The following is a 14,414-nucleotide window of genomic DNA, read 5'->3' as shown; positions in this document are numbered from 1 at the left end:
CGGTCGGGAGCCCATGACATTAATGCCGGTAAGGGCAGAGGGGGGCGCGAAGGATCGCCAACAGAATGGCTTCTTAGGCTGAGGTCCGTTTGAACCACCCCTGGCCCTTCAGCCCGGCCCACCCAATCGCGGCGGCGACAGCACGTCTTCCGCCGAAATAGTCCGCGCCTCCGAGGGCAGCATGATCGGGATGCCGTCGCGCACGGGATAAGCGAGCTTGGCAAGCCGCGAGATCAACTCGCCGCGCACCGGGTCCCAGGCCAGCGGCCCCTTGGTCAGCGGGCAGGCCAGCAGCTCCAGCAATTTTGGATCGACATTGACCGACTTGCCGTCACGCCCATCCGCAGCCATTGGATCCCCCTTCAGCCATCGGCTCAGCCCTTATTGCAGGCTGGAGCCAAAGTCCTCATTCTCGCGCGCCAGCGCCATTTCGGTGATCGCGATCAGCGTCTCCGCGCGGGCTTTCAGGTCGGGCGCCTCCAGCAGCGCCTGTTTCTCGGCCGGTCCGTAGGGCGCCATCATCGACAGCGCATTGACCAGCATGGTGTTCTCGGCGCGGCTGACGCTTTCCCAATCGGCTTCGAGATCGTTGGCCTGCAGATAGGCGCGAAACGCTTTCAACAGCGCCGGCCGGTCGATCTCGCTTGCCGCCTGGTCTTCGGCGAGATCGGTGAGGAACGGCGCCAGCTTGCATTGCCGGAACGGCGTCTTCACCGGCAATTCGCTGGTGATGCGGAAACGGCAGACGCCCTGCAGCGAAATCAGATAGCGGCCGTCGCCGCTCTCGGCCATCGAGATGATGCGCCCGGCGCAGCCGACATTGCACAGTTCCGGCTCGCCGTCGGCGCGCAACGCGCCATTGAGGCTGGGCTGGACGATGCCGATCAGCCGCGCGCCGGCGATCGCCTCATCCACCATCTGCAGATAGCGCGGCTCGAAGATGTTTAGCGGCATGCGCCCGCCCGGCAGCAGCAGCGCGCCGGCAAGCGGAAACACCGGAATGGTTGCCGGCAGATCCTTGCCGACCCGGTAAAATGCGTTTCCGACCTGCACCTTCACTCCTCCGACCCGCTTCGGGCGCGATGTTATCGGCCTAATCTGGCGCGGCGGCCGCCGACCGCAAGGCCCGACAGCCACGCCCCGGCAATTTGGCCGGCAAACGGCTCAGGAAAACAGCAGCGACGACAATTTGCGCCGTGCCGCCAGCGTCGCCTCGTCGGTCATGCCCCAGGCCTCGAACAGTTTCAGCAACTGCGCCCTGGCGCCGTCCTCGTTCCACGTCCGGTCGGCTTTTATAATCGCCAGAAGATTGTCGGCCGCCGCATGGCGCTCGCCCTTGGCGTTCTGGATCATGGCGAGGTCGAAACGCGCCTGGTGGTCGCCGGGATTGGCGGCCAGTCGCTGCTCGAATTCAGCTGGATTGCCAAGTGCTGCCGCTTCCGCAGCCAGCGTCATCTTGGCACGCAGCGCGGCAAGTGCCGGCGCATTCTTCTTGGCCTCCGGCGCCGTTGCCAGCAGCGCCTCGGCGCCGTCGCTGTCGCCGGCCTCGAACAGAAGCTCGCCCAGCCCGGCAATCGCCTCGATCGTCTCCGGCGCCTGCGCCAGGATGGCGTCGTAAATGTCGGCTGCGGTCTGCGCATCGCCCGCCGCATGCGCTTCCGCCGCCGCGGCCAGTGCTTCGGCGACGGGCGGCGCGCCATTGCCCTTGCCGCCGACCTTGGTGATGAACTCGGCGATCTGGCTCTCGGGGATGGCGCCCATGAAGCCGTCGACAGGCTGGCCGTCCTTGAAGGCGATGACCGCCGGGATCGATTGGATGCCGAGCTGGCCGGCGATCGAGGGATGATCGTCAATGTTCATCTTGACCAGCTTGACCTTGCCGCCGGCGGCCTTGATCGCCTTTTCCAGAAGCGGCGTGAGCTGCTTGCAGGGCCCGCACCACGGCGCCCAGAAATCGACCAGTACCGGCTGTTTGCGCGATTCCTGGATGACGTCGGCGGCGAAAGTGGCGGTCGTGGTGTCCTTGATCAGCTCGCCAGCGGCAGGTGCTGCGCCGGGTGTCGGGCCAAGTGCCGACTTGGCCGGCTCGGCGCCGCCATATTGCACGGAAGTGGTGTATTGGCCCGAATTGCCGCCGAATTGGCCGCCAAACGGATTGTTGTTGTCGCTCATGTCGTCGCCCTTCCGGTCGCGCCCAGCGGAGCAGCGCGACGTCCTTAACTAGAGGTCAGTTTTCGCCATCCATGTGGCGATCAAGCCGAGACTTTCAAGATAGCAGCATCATGTCCGGTTGCCTCGACGAATCTGATGAGGTCGGCGGACGCGATCGACGTCGTCGCCTCATTGGTCAGCGGATGCGCGTTGACTGTCGCATGTGCCATCAAATCCTGGTCGAGCACCACCTTCACCCGTCTTTCGGTGTCGTTGATCAGCCCGAACACGGTGACCGCGCCCGGAATGACACCGAGCAGCTCCATCAGCATCTCCGGCTTGCCGAACGACACCCGGCCGGCGGCGCCGATCATCGTGTGGATCTGCTTCAGGTCGACGACCGCCTCCTCGCCGACGCTGACCAGGAAGAAATTGTCCTTCTTGTCCTTGAGAAACAGATTTTTCGTGTGCCCGCCCGGTATCTCGCCGCGCAGCGACTGCGAATCGGCCACCGTATAGAGCGGCGGATGGCGCACGGTCGACACTGATATGCCGAGATCGGCAAGAAAGGCGAAAAGCTCGGCTTCGGTCTTCGGCATTGGTGGTCTTCCCCTGTATCGGCGCGCGGCAAAGCCGTTTACGGCCAATGATGCCGCCGAGACAAGACCGTCATGCGGGAAGTCGATGAACCACCCGCGTGGCCGACAAGGTTCCGCCAAGCGATTTGGCGCGACCAAAAAGCCCGTCATTTCCCTGTTGCAATCGCCGCGCTCTTCAGCCATATAGGCCCGGCTTGCGGCCAAAGGGCCGTGTGAGCGGGTGTAGCTCAGGGGTAGAGCACAACCTTGCCAAGGTTGGGGTCGAGCGTTCGAATCGCTTCACCCGCTCCAGTTTCCTCTAGGGGAATCAAGCGATGAAGAGGCGCCTTTCGGGGCGCCTTTTGCTTTTTCCAGACCGGCGATGTAAGCGCGTTGCGGGACACTTGTTCTCCCTCAGAACCAGGCGCGGGTAGTACGGCGTGGCGCATAATCCCTTGGTTTCCAGTTCGGCGAACGGCGGCAGCGCATCCGAAGCGCTTGCTTGGCTGGCGTTGCGGAACGCCGCGTCCGAATGCGGCTCAGGCTCGCGCTTGGTCGACCCGCAGCCCCTGCGCGCACTCCCGGCGGGACGCAAGTGGGCGCATGAGATTGCCAAGGTAATCTTCGATGGCCTCATGGCAGGAAGCCTGTCGGTGCCGGCACAATTGGCTGCCGGATGGGCGAGGTTCGGCAGCGCAACCACCGCGTTGATCATCGAACTCGGCAAGATCTGGGACAATCCCGCAGCAGCTCGCCGCGTCCAGTACCAGCTTGAGCAAATGCTTCTCGAAGCCGACGATCTTGCCGCGCCGCGCAGGCTGGCGCGAACGCTCGGAGTTCGCGTCGACGCTCGCAATCCGACCGCGACCGAACTGCCGGAAGGCATCGATCAGATCTATGCCCATCTGATGCTGGATGGCCGGATCGAGGCTGTCGTGCAGTTCGGTGCACTCGGGACGGTGACGAGCGATCATTGGATTGAATTGATCCTGGATGTAGTGCCTGCTGAGCGGCTTGCGGGAGGATCGCCTGCACCGCAAAAGGGCGCCGGCGCGACCACGTCAAACACGCCTGCAGCCGAGGTATCGTTTGCCATGGCGGGAAGCGAGCCCGATCAGGACAGCCACTTCGGCAAACTCGCGCAATTGGCCGCACAGGCGCATGACCTGGTTCGGTCGAGCGCTGAACCGTCAGAGCCTGTTACGCCGCGCCGCGCACGGGTCGCGGACAAGCACGACAAGGATCGCACGGCGTTCTGGAACAGCTATTTCGCGACCGAGGATCCCTGGAACTACAGCTCGCTCTATGAGCAGGAAAAATATGAGCGGCAGATCGAGATCCTGCCTGCCGGTCCCATCGGGCGGGCGCTTGAGCTGGCCTGTGCGGAGGGCCATTTCACGCGGCAGCTGGCGCCGCGCGTGGGCCATCTGACCGCAACCGACATCTCCGCCATAGCCATCGAGCGAGCCCGCGCCCGATGCAACAATCAGGCGAATGTCGAGTTCGGCGTACTCGATTTCGCTGCCGACACGCTGCCGGGTGAGATGGATCTGATCTTCTGTTCGGAGGTGCTCTACTATCTGGACGATCTCGCCGAGTTGCGGCGCATCGCCAAGAAATTTGCCGAGGCGTTGGCGCCTGGCGGTAGTTTCATCAGCGCACACGCATTCGTGCTGCGTGACAATGTCGAAAAGACGGGCTTCGACTGGAACACATTCGGTGCCCAGGCGATCTCCGAGACGCTGGCAGCGACCGAAGGCCTGGTGCTCGAGCAATCGATCCAGACCGAGCTCTACCGCATAGACCGCTTCCGCCGCCTATCGCCGGGCGATGTGGCGACGGACCCGGTGATCGATCATGTGCCGATCCGCGCGCCCATCGAAATCGGCGTCGCGCGAAATATCGTCTGGGGTGGGGCGCGAGCCTTGCGCCGCGACGTCGCACGTAACGAGCAGCGCCGGCATATCCCTGTCCTCATGTATCACGGCGTTGCCGATGAAGGTCCGGCCGCGCTCGCTCGCTTTCGGCTCACGCCCGCCGCATTCGCCAGCCAGATGGGATGGCTGCGCGCCAATGGCTTTCACGCCATTGGCTCCGAGCAGCTGGAAGCATCCATCGCCAACCGTCAGCCTTTCGTCGGCCGCCCGGTGCTCATCACTTTCGATGACGGCTTCCAGAACTTCGCCGACCATGCCTGGCCGATCTTGCGCGCCAACGACCTGAACGCGGAAGTGTTCCTGGTGACGGACCTGGTGGGCGAAAGTGCAAAGTGGGACACCGACATCGGTCCGCCGACGCCGCTTATGGGCGCCGGGACGGTGCGACGCCTCGCTGCCGAAGGCGCCTTCTTCGGCAGCCACATGGCGACGCATCGCGCCATAGATGGTCTGTCGAGCGCTGACCTGGCCGCCGAGCTCCTGCGCTCTCGTCTGTTCATCGAACGCTGGACCGGCCGGCCAACCAGGGCGTTCGCGGCCCCCTTCTCCGTCACCGACCGACGGCTTGGCCGGCTGGCTAGGGAGTGCGGCTATCGAGTAGGCTTCGGCCGCAGGCACGGGCCGGCGGACCTCCATAGCGATCTCATCGACCTTCCGCGCATCGAGATTCGCGGCGACCGCTCGCTCGATGACTTTGTCGCCACTGTCGAGGCCGTGCTCGGATAAACGGTGAACTTGTCAGTTCATTATTGGGCGACTTGCGACACGGCTGACATCAGCTCCTTCGGGTTTGGGGCGCCAAACATGTATCGCCCACCCTCCGGGACCTCCGTGAAGCTCCAGCGGACGATCCCCTGCCGGTCCAGCAGGAACTGACCAACCAGTTGTCCGTGTCCCGTGGCCATCATCTGCTCGTCGGCGGTCAGTTCGTAGTGGTCCTTCTTGTCGAGGATTGCGGCGGCTGTCATCGGATCCATGGGACCGGGCAATTCGCCAGGTATGTCGACCCGCATGTCCTGTGCCGCTGCCATCGCGACCTTGTACGGCCAGTTCGTCTCGTTCTCGGTGAATTCGAGATTGGGCAGTCCAAAAGCACGATGTGAAGCGCGTTCCGGGTCCGACGCCGCAAGCAGGTTCGGCATTGGATGGTAGCGGAAATAGAGCCGCGCCCGTTCGATCGGCGTGTTGACCACCGTCAGGCTCTCCACGCCCTTTTCGCGCAGCTCCGGATCGAGACGCGCCTGAGCGGCGATGTGGCGCCGGCAAAACGCACAATGCAGACCTCGAAACAGGCCGACCAGCACCGGTTTTTGCCCGCGAAAGTCGTCAAGCGCAATCTTGCCTTCCTGGGTAATGGCGTCGAGTATCAGGTTCGGCGCCCGGTCGCCCGGTTGAAGCGGTATCAATCCACTAGGCGCGGACATGTCCAACCCCCTATCCCGGCTAGTCGAGAAAAGGCAGCACCACAAGCGCTTCCGGGTCGAGCCCGTGCTGGGCGCATATACCCTGCGCCAGGGAAAAGTAGCGTTCGGCCTCGGCCAGATTGTCGAGGTCGAGATTAAGCGTTGCGAGTCCATCATAGCACGGAAACAGCAGTTGGGGCTCGCCCGTTTCGCGGGCTACCTCCAGTGCTTCGTGGAACAAGCCGATCGCCAGTTCCGGATGGCCGTTGCACTGGTGGATCTGCCCAAGCACGATCAACGGCACTGGCAGGTGCTCGCGCTGGTCGAGCGCCCGGTCAATCTCGATGGCCTTCTCGGCAGCAGGCACGCCCTCCGTTGGACAGCGATCCGTGAAAGTACAACAAGCTACCGCCAGATTGGCGAGGAGGCGCGCCTGGAAACCCAAATCGCCAATACGGCGCGCCACTTCAAGACCGCGCCGACAGACCTCCATCGCCTTCGCCGGATCGATGGTCGTGTAGAGCACCCCGAGATTGGTGTAGCCGCGGCAGGCCGCGCCCAGCAGACCGGCGGCTTCGGCCAATTCAATGCTGCGCTCAACCTCACGCACGGCTTCATGGTTTCGCCCAAGGCGAGCCAGCGCAACAGCCTTGGTATTAAGTGCCTCGGCGGTCACGAGGGTGGCATCATCGGAGACATGTTCCGTTGTCAGAGAGCGTACGCAATCCAGCGCCGCGTCTGCCCATTTTGCCGCGAGAGTGTGATCTCCGCTGCGGAACGCCTGTCGGCCACGTTCTTGCCAGAGATGCGCCTGCTCGATCGGGGCATCCGCTCCATCGAGGAGCGCTGCCGCTTCAGCGTAGCGCGATTCCGCGTCGTCCCGCTTGCCCACGTCCCAAAACAGCCGACCGATCTTGCGCAAAACGCGCGCCGCCGCGACACGATCGGCTGACTCGCGATAGGCCTGCAGCACCGCCTCGTAGTGGCGGTGTGCAATCTCGCGGCGGCCTGCCGGGCCGCTCAAATCGGCAATGCGCTCTGCAATTGCCAGTTTGAGCGGTGTTTGCCCGATCGCGCCCAACGCAGTCAGTGCTCGCTCGTAGAAACGAAGGGCGTCGTCATTGGCGTATATCATGCGAGCGCGATCTCCCGCCGCCTGCAGGTAATGCGCGCCCCTCTCCCGCTCGGCGCTCTGAGCGAAATGATGACCGAGCACGGCCAGATCCTCGAACCGTTCCGGCTTGTCGCCGCACAGTTGCTCCAGGGCGGCACCTACCCGGCGGTGGATGTCGGTCCGGCGTTGCAGGAGCAGATTCTGGTAGATCACGTCCTGCAGCAATGTTTGCGTAAAGCGGTAGCTTTGCGACGAGACCGAGCCTGATCCGGCAACTTCCTCGATGATTTCCGCATCGCAAAGCAGTTCGCAGCCCGCTTCCAGTCGGCCGGGGTCGGCTGCCACGGCTTTCAGAAGCGTGGCATCGAAGCGCGGGCCGATTACCGCGGCTTCCTGGGCCAACCGGCGCACCTCTTGCGGCAGCCGGTCGACGCGAGCAAGCAACATTGCCTGGATCGTGGCGGGGATGCCGGTTGCGACTTCGCCTGCCACGGTCCGCCATTGCTGGCCCTCGCGCACCAATACACCGCGATCGATAAGGCCGCGAACGATCTCCTCCAAGAAAAGCGGGTTGCCGCCCGCGCGCTCGAGGATCTGGTCGAGAAGCCCTCCTGCGGCGTTTACCCAGCTCTCGCCGAAAAGCGCCGCCACCAGGCGGCGTCCGTCATCGCTGTCGAGCGGCGAAAGCCTGAGCGCTGTGTGGCTGACCCGACTTGAGTCGAGTTGGTCGTTGTCCGACGCCGGACGATGCGTGACCAGCAACATCAGCCGCGTGCGTTCCAGTCTGTCCATCACGAAACGCAGTGCCTCGAGCGAGACGGAGTCGGCCCAGTGCAGGTCTTCGACGACAATCAACAGCGGCGACAACGCAAGCCGCCGTTCCATGATTGTGCGGACCGCGTAGAGAATTTGCCGCCGCAGCTGCTCGGGCTCGACATGCTGCAAGGTGGCATCGGGGTCGCCGAGGCCAAGCACATGGTAGAGCAAAGGCATCAGCCGCTTCGCCTCCTCGCCCTGCAGGCCGAGATCGGCAAGCAAGGCTGCGAGCTTGCCCCGCATTTCGTCCCCATTGTCGTTTTGCATCATCCCGGCAGCGCTGCGCACCACTGCACCCAGGGCGCCAAATGATTGTTCACCCAGCGGTGAGCACGTGGCCTGCCGCACGGCGACGTTGCGAAAACGATCCTCGTCGCCGACGCGGGCGACGAACTCCTTCACCAACCGCGACTTCCCGATACCGGCTTCGCCGACGAGGCGGACAAGCTGGGCCGAGCCGCCGCACGCCAAGTCAAGGCTCGCCAGCATTCTGTTGAGCTCCGCATCACGACCTATTATGGGCGCACTGAGGCCGAGCGCCTCGAGCCCGCGCGCTGCACGCGGCGCCGCAAGCGGTGCATCCAGTCGGTGGACGAGCACACTGCCAGCCTTGCCGCGAAAGACGACATCGCCCAGCGACTCGTACGAGAAGGCATGCCGGGTCAGCCTGTGCGTGAGTTCGCCCACCAGCACCTCACCCGGTGCAGCCAGCGATTGCAGGCGTTGCGCCGTATTCACCGTGTCGCCGGTCACCGAATAGGATTTGGCGGTGCCGATGCCCAATCCGCCAGTAACGACCGGACCCGTGTTTATGCCTATGTGGAGCAGCAGCGGCGAGCCGGAGTGGCGGGTGCTTTCACCGAGCCGCGCCGTCCGGGCGATCATGTCGAGAGCGGCTCGAAGCGCACGTTCCGGATCGTCCTCATGCGCGACCGGCGCACCGAATAAGGCGAGCAGAGCGTCGCCGATGAATTTGTCGACGAAACCACCAAAGCCTTGCACGGCCGCCGTCAATTCCTTGAACAGTTCGTTCTGCAGCGCCTGCATGACCTCGGGGTCGAGCTGCTCGCTGAGTGTCGTGAAGCCGCAGAGATCGGCGAACAGCACCGTTACCGTTCGTCGATCGGCGTCGGAGACGGAATGCGGCCCCTCTTCGCTTTCGATGTTCGGCGATGGAGCTCGAGAGGGCTGCGCAATGGTGCGGCTTGGTGTCGGAGCAGGCCGTTCGGCAGCTTTTGCGGACGCACCGACGCTTGCCCCACATTTAGGACAGAACTCGAAATCAGGTGCGCAGGCGTAGCCGCAACTGGCGCATGGCACGGGCTGGCGGCGGCCACACTTCGGACAGAAGGCGTAACCGCCCTCGATCTCGAAACCGCAGCCCGAGCAGTTCATGGACACCTCACCAGAGCATGATGCCGAAGAGTGTGAAGCGGTTTTCGGACGACATCATGCTCTATCTCTTTGACCTTGGGCCATGACGCGTGATCTCGCCACGCTCGTCACGGCCGGGGTATTCACAAGGATGAACCGATAGTCGTCAACCGGCAAGCGGCAGCGCAAATGGGCATCGGTCTGGGTTCGGCGGTGGAGCACTGCCGATACGGGCGGCCGCGTGGCCGTGATTTGCGAAAATTCCCTCGTCCCGCCGTCTTCCTGCTATGATGGAGACGAGGAGGCGACCCATGAGCGAGAACCGTAAGCTGGCCGCAATCCTGGCTGCAGATGTGGTCGGATACAGCCGGCTCGCGAGCGCGGACGAAGATCGTACCTTGGCGCGGTTGCGAGCACTGCGCAGCGACCTGATCGATCCGATCATCGCAGTGCACCACGGGCGGGTTATCAAGCGTACCGGAGATGGGGCACTGGTTGAGTTTCGCAGTGTGGTCGATGCCGTGCGCTGCGCCGTTGAGATTCAAAACGGTATGGTTGAGCGCAATGCCGGCGTACCGCAGGAGCGCCGCATCGAGTTCAGGATAGGCATCCATCTGGGCGACGTGGTCGAAGAGAGCGATGGCGACCTGATGGGTGACGGCGTCAACATCGCCTCGCGTCTGGAGGGCGTTGCGGCGCCCGGCGCCATCTGCCTGTCCGAGGATGCCTATCGCCAGGTCAAGGCCAGGCTTGACCTCTCGGTCAGCGATCTCGGCAGCACACAGCTCAAGAACATCGCCGAGCCGATCCGGGTGTATTCGCTGCAGGTCGGCGCCGGGGCCAAGGTGGCCGCGACCTCGCAAACCCCGACGAGCCCTCCGGCTGCGGCAGCGCCGCCGAAACTGTCGATCGCCGTGCTGCCGTTCGCCAATATGAGCGGTGATGCCGAACAGGACTACTTCGCCGACGGCATCTCCGAAGACATCATCACGGCGCTGTCCAAACTGTCACAGCTCTTCGTCATCGCTCGCAATTCGTCCTTCATCTTCAAGGGCCAGAACGTCCATGTGCAGGATGTCGGTACGAAACTCGGCGTGCGCTATGTCCTTGAAGGAAGCGTACGCAAGTCGGGGAACAAGGTACGCATCACCGCGCAGCTCATCGATGCAATCTCAGGCGGCCATCTTTGGGCGGAGCGGTTCGATCGCGATCTGACCGACATATTCGCCGTGCAGGATGACGTGACGCAGCACATCGTCGGTGCGCTGGCGCTCAATCTAACCGAGGACGACCGTCTGCGGCTGGCGCCCGAACACCAGCGCAACCCGGAGGCGTATGACTGTTTCCTGCGGGGCCGGGAGCTGTGGCACCGGCTGACGAAGGACACGAACGTCGCGGCCCGCGAGCTCTTGCAGCGGGCCATCGAACTGGACCCGAAATTTGCCTCTGCCCACGCTTTCCTAGCCCTCACGCACGGGCTCGATTACCTCAACAGGTGGGGTGCGTTGGACTCGATGGCGCAAGCGGAAGAGGCAGCAACGCGAGCGGTAACGCTGGATGACAGCGATCCCTGGGCGCACTGGGCGCTGGCATCGGCCAAGCTTTACACACGACGGCACGATGAAGCCATCGGCGAGGTCGAGCGCGCGATAGCCCTCAATCCGAACTTCGCCGAAGCGCACGTCGCCCGCGGCGAGGCGCTGTATTATTCGGGTAGACCCGCGGAGGCGCTAGAGAGTTTCGCCCGGGGAAAGACCTTGAATCCATACTTTCCGGATGTGCTTCTGCACTTCCAGGCTTTGGCATCGTTTCAGCTGGGAAGGTACGAAGAGGCCGTCGACCTCTTGCTGCAACGGCTGGCTCGCAACGCTGTCACCGACGTCTCGCGTGCGCTTCTGGCGGCATGCTACGGCCATCTGGGCCGTTTGGAGCAGGCCCATGCGGCATGGCAGGACCTGCTTCGCGTCAATCCCGCCTATTCGCTGGAACACCGTCGCAAGGTCTTGCCTTACAAGAACCCTGCCGATTTCGAACTCATGGTCGAGGGGCTCCGCAAGGCCGGTGTGGTGCAATGACGGGCTAAAGCCCGGCCGGGTCAGAGGCCTGAGGCCCGGCCGATCTTGCGCCATCGGGCGTTTTCGCGGACCGGTTTCAGGTCATCGGTCGTCTCGGCAAATGTCCGCAACCGGTATTGCCGCAGCAGGTCCGGGAAGAGCGCTCCTTCCGGCAGGCTGGCAAGCTGCTCGCGGACCGAGATCTTTTCATCGATGACCCGCATGCCCCAGGCATTTTCCCGAACCTGCAGCTCGGCGGCCAGATCGCGCTCTTCTGGCGCGTTTTCATCAAGCGCAGCCAGCAGGATCGAGTGGAAAAGCGCGACATAGCCAATCTGTCTCAGGCCGCCCACAACCCGCACGCGCGGCAATATGGCAAGGGCGAGGAACATCAGGAACAAGTCCGGCAAAAGCATGCCGTCGAGCAGTGCCTGCTGGAGATGCGGCCGCTCGAACGGGATGGAAAGACCATGCGGCCTGTCAGGCTCGATCAGCCGCCCGTTCTCGAGGACGAGCTTGCGCACGCGCTGCTCGCGGATGCCCCAGAAATAGGCCGTGGCATTGGGCAGGAACCTGCCAAATGGGCCCGATGCGGCTTCTTGCAAGGCATGGTCGAGACGCCGGCGCCTTGCGGGCTCGAGGAGCAGCCTGGAAAGAAGGCTGCCTTCATCTTCCAGATGCCGCGACACGACAGTCGCGGCCAGCCTATCATCGATGAAAACCGGCCGAGCCATGCCGGAACGATCCCAATCGGCGACCAGATCCTCGTTGAGTTCTGTCAGCGCATCGGCGGCGGTTGCAAACACCTTTTCCTGGCTGGCAAGCAGCGTGCCCAGCCAGCTTCTGGCATCCGTCTCATTGCCCACCGTTTCGAGCGCGCGCCCGTTGAGGGTAACGGGACCGGCCGCGCAGGCGCTTTTGCGGCACAGTTTGTGGCGCCCCATGCCAAACAAATTGACCTTATCGTCGCCGACATCGAGCCATCCCGGCCCCTCCCGGCCGGTTGTCTCCATGGTCATGGTCGTTCCCATGAAGCCGAAAAAAGCCGACAGCCCGTTTTCGACCGCGCCGAGCCAGGCAAGCAGCAGGGCATCGAAGGTGATGCGATCCATCAGAAGCAGGCAGTGCAGGCCGGACTGGATAACCGGTCTGTGGTCGAATTCGTCGAGGGCCTTGTCGATCGCTTCGGGCTGCATGATCGCACCGAGGCGCTGCTGCAGGACGTCGCGCAGGATCGAGCGGGCAGCGATCGACAGGGCCGATCCAGGCCTTGCCACCGGCCGCCACAGATGGCGGGCATAATCGGAAACCGGCGCATTCCAGTTCTGCTCGATGTCACGCACGACCTCCGGACAGAGCAGCGACAGCACGGCCAAAATTTCCACCGGAGGGGCAAGGGCAGGGACGGTGGTCATCAGAACCGCAGCCGGGCCATGCTCAGGAGGTCGTGGTATTGCCCGTCGGTAAAACCGGCCTTCACATGCCGTCCCTCGACCTCGAAGCCGTGGCTTGTGTAGAGACGGATGGCCGGTTCGTTGTCGGCATAGACGCTCAATTCGACCCGCTTCAGGGCGCGCCAGTTGTCGGCCACGTCAAGCAGCGCGCCAAGGATGGCAGAGCCGATGCCTCTGCCGACAAAGCCATCGTCAAGGCCGATATTGATCTCGCCGATATGCGAGCGGCGCGGCGAACCCTGCGCGACCAGGCTGCCATGGCCGACAACCTTGCCGTCCAGCTCCGCAACGATCCAGGTGGTTTCCGGGCCGGACTTGGCGATGCGCCGCTCCACCTGCTCCACCATCTCGAACGGCATCCTGAGCGTGCCCCAGCGGAACCCCGGCATATTGAAGATAGCGCACAGCGCCTCGGCATCGCTTGGCCGGACGGCCCGGAGCTGCGGCTGGATTTTCTCTAGGGGTGGCGTGCTGGTCATGGCTTTTCCGGCTACAGCAATTCCAGGAAAAGTGTGAGCGGTTTTCCATCCGGAATTGCGTCAGAACAAAGGACAGAGGCAATATGCCCGGCACGATGCACCGGACGTCACCTGAAAATCCAGCCGTCTCTGCGACCTATGCCGATTGCGCAAAATGCCGGGGGGCGGCGCAGAGTTTGAGGATACCGCTGATGCCGATCCAGCCGAAAAGGGCGAGCCAGCACAATGTCCCGGCCGCCGTCCAGTCGATCCGGTGCACGGCGGCGTCGGTGATGACGAGGCCAAGGACGGCAAGCAGGCCAACCAGAAACTGCGCCAGGCCGAGCACCAGCAATTCCTCACGCGGCGCACTTCTCCAGACGAGATAGGTGCCGCCTGCACCCGCGAGGAAGATGGCGCTGTAGACCTGGGCGTGAAAAGCATCGATCGGCCATGGCCAGAAGCCACCGAATGTCAGGGGAAACAGCAACAGGCCGACGCCGTAGACCCCGAGGATCGTCATTTCCACCGCTAGGTAGGCGCGCCATGCGGGGTTTAAGATCACGCCTTTTGCAGAAGGGCGGGCCCTTGCCCGCCACAGGAACAGCCCGGATACCGCGGCTGACGTAAGATAGACCAGAAACCAGAGCCAGGGGGCTTTGCGCTCGAAGTTGAAATAGCCGAGATTGATGAACGAAGCCGCCGACACGATGACGGTGAAAATGAAGGCCATGACCAGCACGAGCCTGCCGGGCGACCAGCGATTCCAGACCAGCAGCGCCGCCATCACTGCCATTTCGGCGGTGTAGAAGCCGCCGAGGAAGCGGGCATTGAACGGCGTGACGGCCCAGGGCCAGCGCGGCTTGACCAGCGCAGGCGCGAAAAACAGGCCGGCCCCAACGATCAGGACGATGATGACCCCCGCCGAGAAAAGGCGAAGGGCCGCCGGAAATGGCGGGTTGTCGCGTGTCGGCATGGAGAAAACCCCAGAGATGAATGCCCCATGGGCTATCATAGTTTGGAATTCAACAAATGGAAATTGACCTGTCACCAGGCTTGTCCATTCGAATGGCCG

The 14,414-nt window shown here is 63.4% G+C and carries 11 protein-coding genes and 1 tRNA gene; 3 read left to right on the top strand and 9 right to left on the bottom strand.

All coding sequences use genetic code 11. The features are described from left to right. Positions 1–108: 108 nt before the first annotated feature. From NLY42_RS08085 to NLY42_RS08070, 4 genes are all read right to left on the bottom strand, one after another. Positions 109–351, bottom strand: coding sequence for a Trm112 family protein (locus NLY42_RS08085; RefSeq protein WP_023672122.1), 243 nt, complete (start codon positions 349–351; stop codon positions 109–111). A 30-nt stretch (positions 352–381) separates the two neighbouring features. Continuing rightward, positions 382–1,053 carry an LON peptidase substrate-binding domain-containing protein gene (locus tag NLY42_RS08080; RefSeq protein ID WP_023703197.1) on the bottom strand — a complete coding sequence of 224 codons (672 nt, stop codon included), beginning with the start codon at positions 1,051–1,053 and terminating at the stop codon, positions 382–384. A gap of 111 nt (positions 1,054–1,164) precedes the next feature. Continuing rightward, complete coding sequence (gene trxA / locus NLY42_RS08075) at positions 1,165–2,172, bottom strand: thioredoxin (protein ID WP_023698125.1); 1,008 nt, start codon at positions 2,170–2,172, stop codon at positions 1,165–1,167. 80 nt (positions 2,173–2,252) lie between these two features. Beyond that, a complete protein-coding gene (locus tag NLY42_RS08070) occupies positions 2,253–2,750 on the bottom strand; it encodes a prolyl-tRNA synthetase associated domain-containing protein (RefSeq protein WP_023754927.1) in 498 nt (165 codons plus the stop codon). Positions 2,751–2,966: 216 nt separating this feature from the next. Here NLY42_RS08070 and NLY42_RS08065 point away from each other — a divergent pair. Continuing rightward, a tRNA-Gly gene (locus NLY42_RS08065) sits at positions 2,967–3,041 on the top strand. Between the two features lie 323 nt (positions 3,042–3,364). Next, on the top strand, positions 3,365–5,392 hold the full coding sequence (locus NLY42_RS08060; RefSeq protein WP_245261215.1) for an SAM-dependent methyltransferase: 2,028 nt from the start codon (positions 3,365–3,367) through the stop codon (positions 5,390–5,392). A gap of 20 nt (positions 5,393–5,412) precedes the next feature. Here NLY42_RS08060 and NLY42_RS08055 read toward each other — a convergent pair whose 3' ends face one another. Together NLY42_RS08055 and NLY42_RS08050 are read right to left on the bottom strand one after the other, a co-directional pair. Further along, on the bottom strand, positions 5,413–6,090 hold the full coding sequence (locus NLY42_RS08055; RefSeq protein WP_023754928.1) for a redoxin domain-containing protein: 678 nt from the start codon (positions 6,088–6,090) through the stop codon (positions 5,413–5,415). 19 nt (positions 6,091–6,109) lie between these two features. Next, on the bottom strand, positions 6,110–9,394 hold the full coding sequence (locus tag NLY42_RS08050; RefSeq protein ID WP_023672128.1) for an adenylate/guanylate cyclase domain-containing protein: 3,285 nt from the start codon (positions 9,392–9,394) through the stop codon (positions 6,110–6,112). A gap of 290 nt (positions 9,395–9,684) precedes the next feature. Between NLY42_RS08050 and NLY42_RS08045 the strand changes: the two genes are divergently transcribed. After that, a complete protein-coding gene (locus tag NLY42_RS08045; RefSeq protein WP_023672129.1) occupies positions 9,685–11,448 on the top strand; it encodes an adenylate/guanylate cyclase domain-containing protein in 1,764 nt (587 codons plus the stop codon). Between the two features lie 20 nt (positions 11,449–11,468). On the opposite strand, the gene NLY42_RS08040 is transcribed toward NLY42_RS08045, so the two are convergent. From NLY42_RS08040 to NLY42_RS08030, 3 genes are all read right to left on the bottom strand, one after another. Then, entirely contained in the window at positions 11,469–12,842 is a 1,374-nt protein-coding gene (locus tag NLY42_RS08040; RefSeq protein WP_031242816.1) for a hypothetical protein, read from the bottom strand. Next, entirely contained in the window at positions 12,842–13,360 is a 519-nt protein-coding gene (locus tag NLY42_RS08035) for a GNAT family N-acetyltransferase (protein WP_023698122.1), read from the bottom strand. The genes NLY42_RS08040 and NLY42_RS08035 overlap by 1 nt, the downstream gene beginning before the upstream one ends. 136 nt (positions 13,361–13,496) lie before the next feature. Continuing rightward, entirely contained in the window at positions 13,497–14,315 is an 819-nt protein-coding gene (locus NLY42_RS08030) for a hypothetical protein (protein WP_023698121.1), read from the bottom strand. Between the last annotated feature and the right edge of the window lie 99 nt (positions 14,316–14,414).

The sequence above is a fragment of the Mesorhizobium sp. C372A genome, from assembly GCF_030323245.1.
Classification (GTDB): Bacteria; Pseudomonadota; Alphaproteobacteria; order Rhizobiales; family Rhizobiaceae; genus Mesorhizobium.
The sequence above is the reverse complement of the archived record's forward strand: the minus strand, read 5'-3'. Positions and strand labels throughout refer to the sequence as shown.

Coding starts and splice junctions, on each gene's coding strand:
- NLY42_RS08055 (WP_023754928.1), bottom strand. CDS start 6,090: ATGTCCGCGCCTAGTGGATTGATACCGCTTCAACCGGGCGACCGGGCG.
- trxA (WP_023698125.1), bottom strand. CDS start 2,172: ATGAGCGACAACAACAATCCGTTTGGCGGCCAATTCGGCGGCAATTCG.
- NLY42_RS08070 (WP_023754927.1), bottom strand. CDS start 2,750: ATGCCGAAGACCGAAGCCGAGCTTTTCGCCTTTCTTGCCGATCTCGGC.
- NLY42_RS08030 (WP_023698121.1), bottom strand. CDS start 14,315: ATGCCGACACGCGACAACCCGCCATTTCCGGCGGCCCTTCGCCTTTTC.
- NLY42_RS08035 (WP_023698122.1), bottom strand. CDS start 13,360: ATGACCAGCACGCCACCCCTAGAGAAAATCCAGCCGCAGCTCCGGGCC.
- NLY42_RS08040 (WP_031242816.1), bottom strand. CDS start 12,842: ATGACCACCGTCCCTGCCCTTGCCCCTCCGGTGGAAATTTTGGCCGTG.
- NLY42_RS08050 (WP_023672128.1), bottom strand. CDS start 9,394: ATGAACTGCTCGGGCTGCGGTTTCGAGATCGAGGGCGGTTACGCCTTC.
- NLY42_RS08060 (WP_245261215.1), top strand. CDS start 3,365: ATGGCAGGAAGCCTGTCGGTGCCGGCACAATTGGCTGCCGGATGGGCG.
- NLY42_RS08085 (WP_023672122.1), bottom strand. CDS start 351: ATGGCTGCGGATGGGCGTGACGGCAAGTCGGTCAATGTCGATCCAAAA.
- NLY42_RS08045 (WP_023672129.1), top strand. CDS start 9,685: ATGAGCGAGAACCGTAAGCTGGCCGCAATCCTGGCTGCAGATGTGGTC.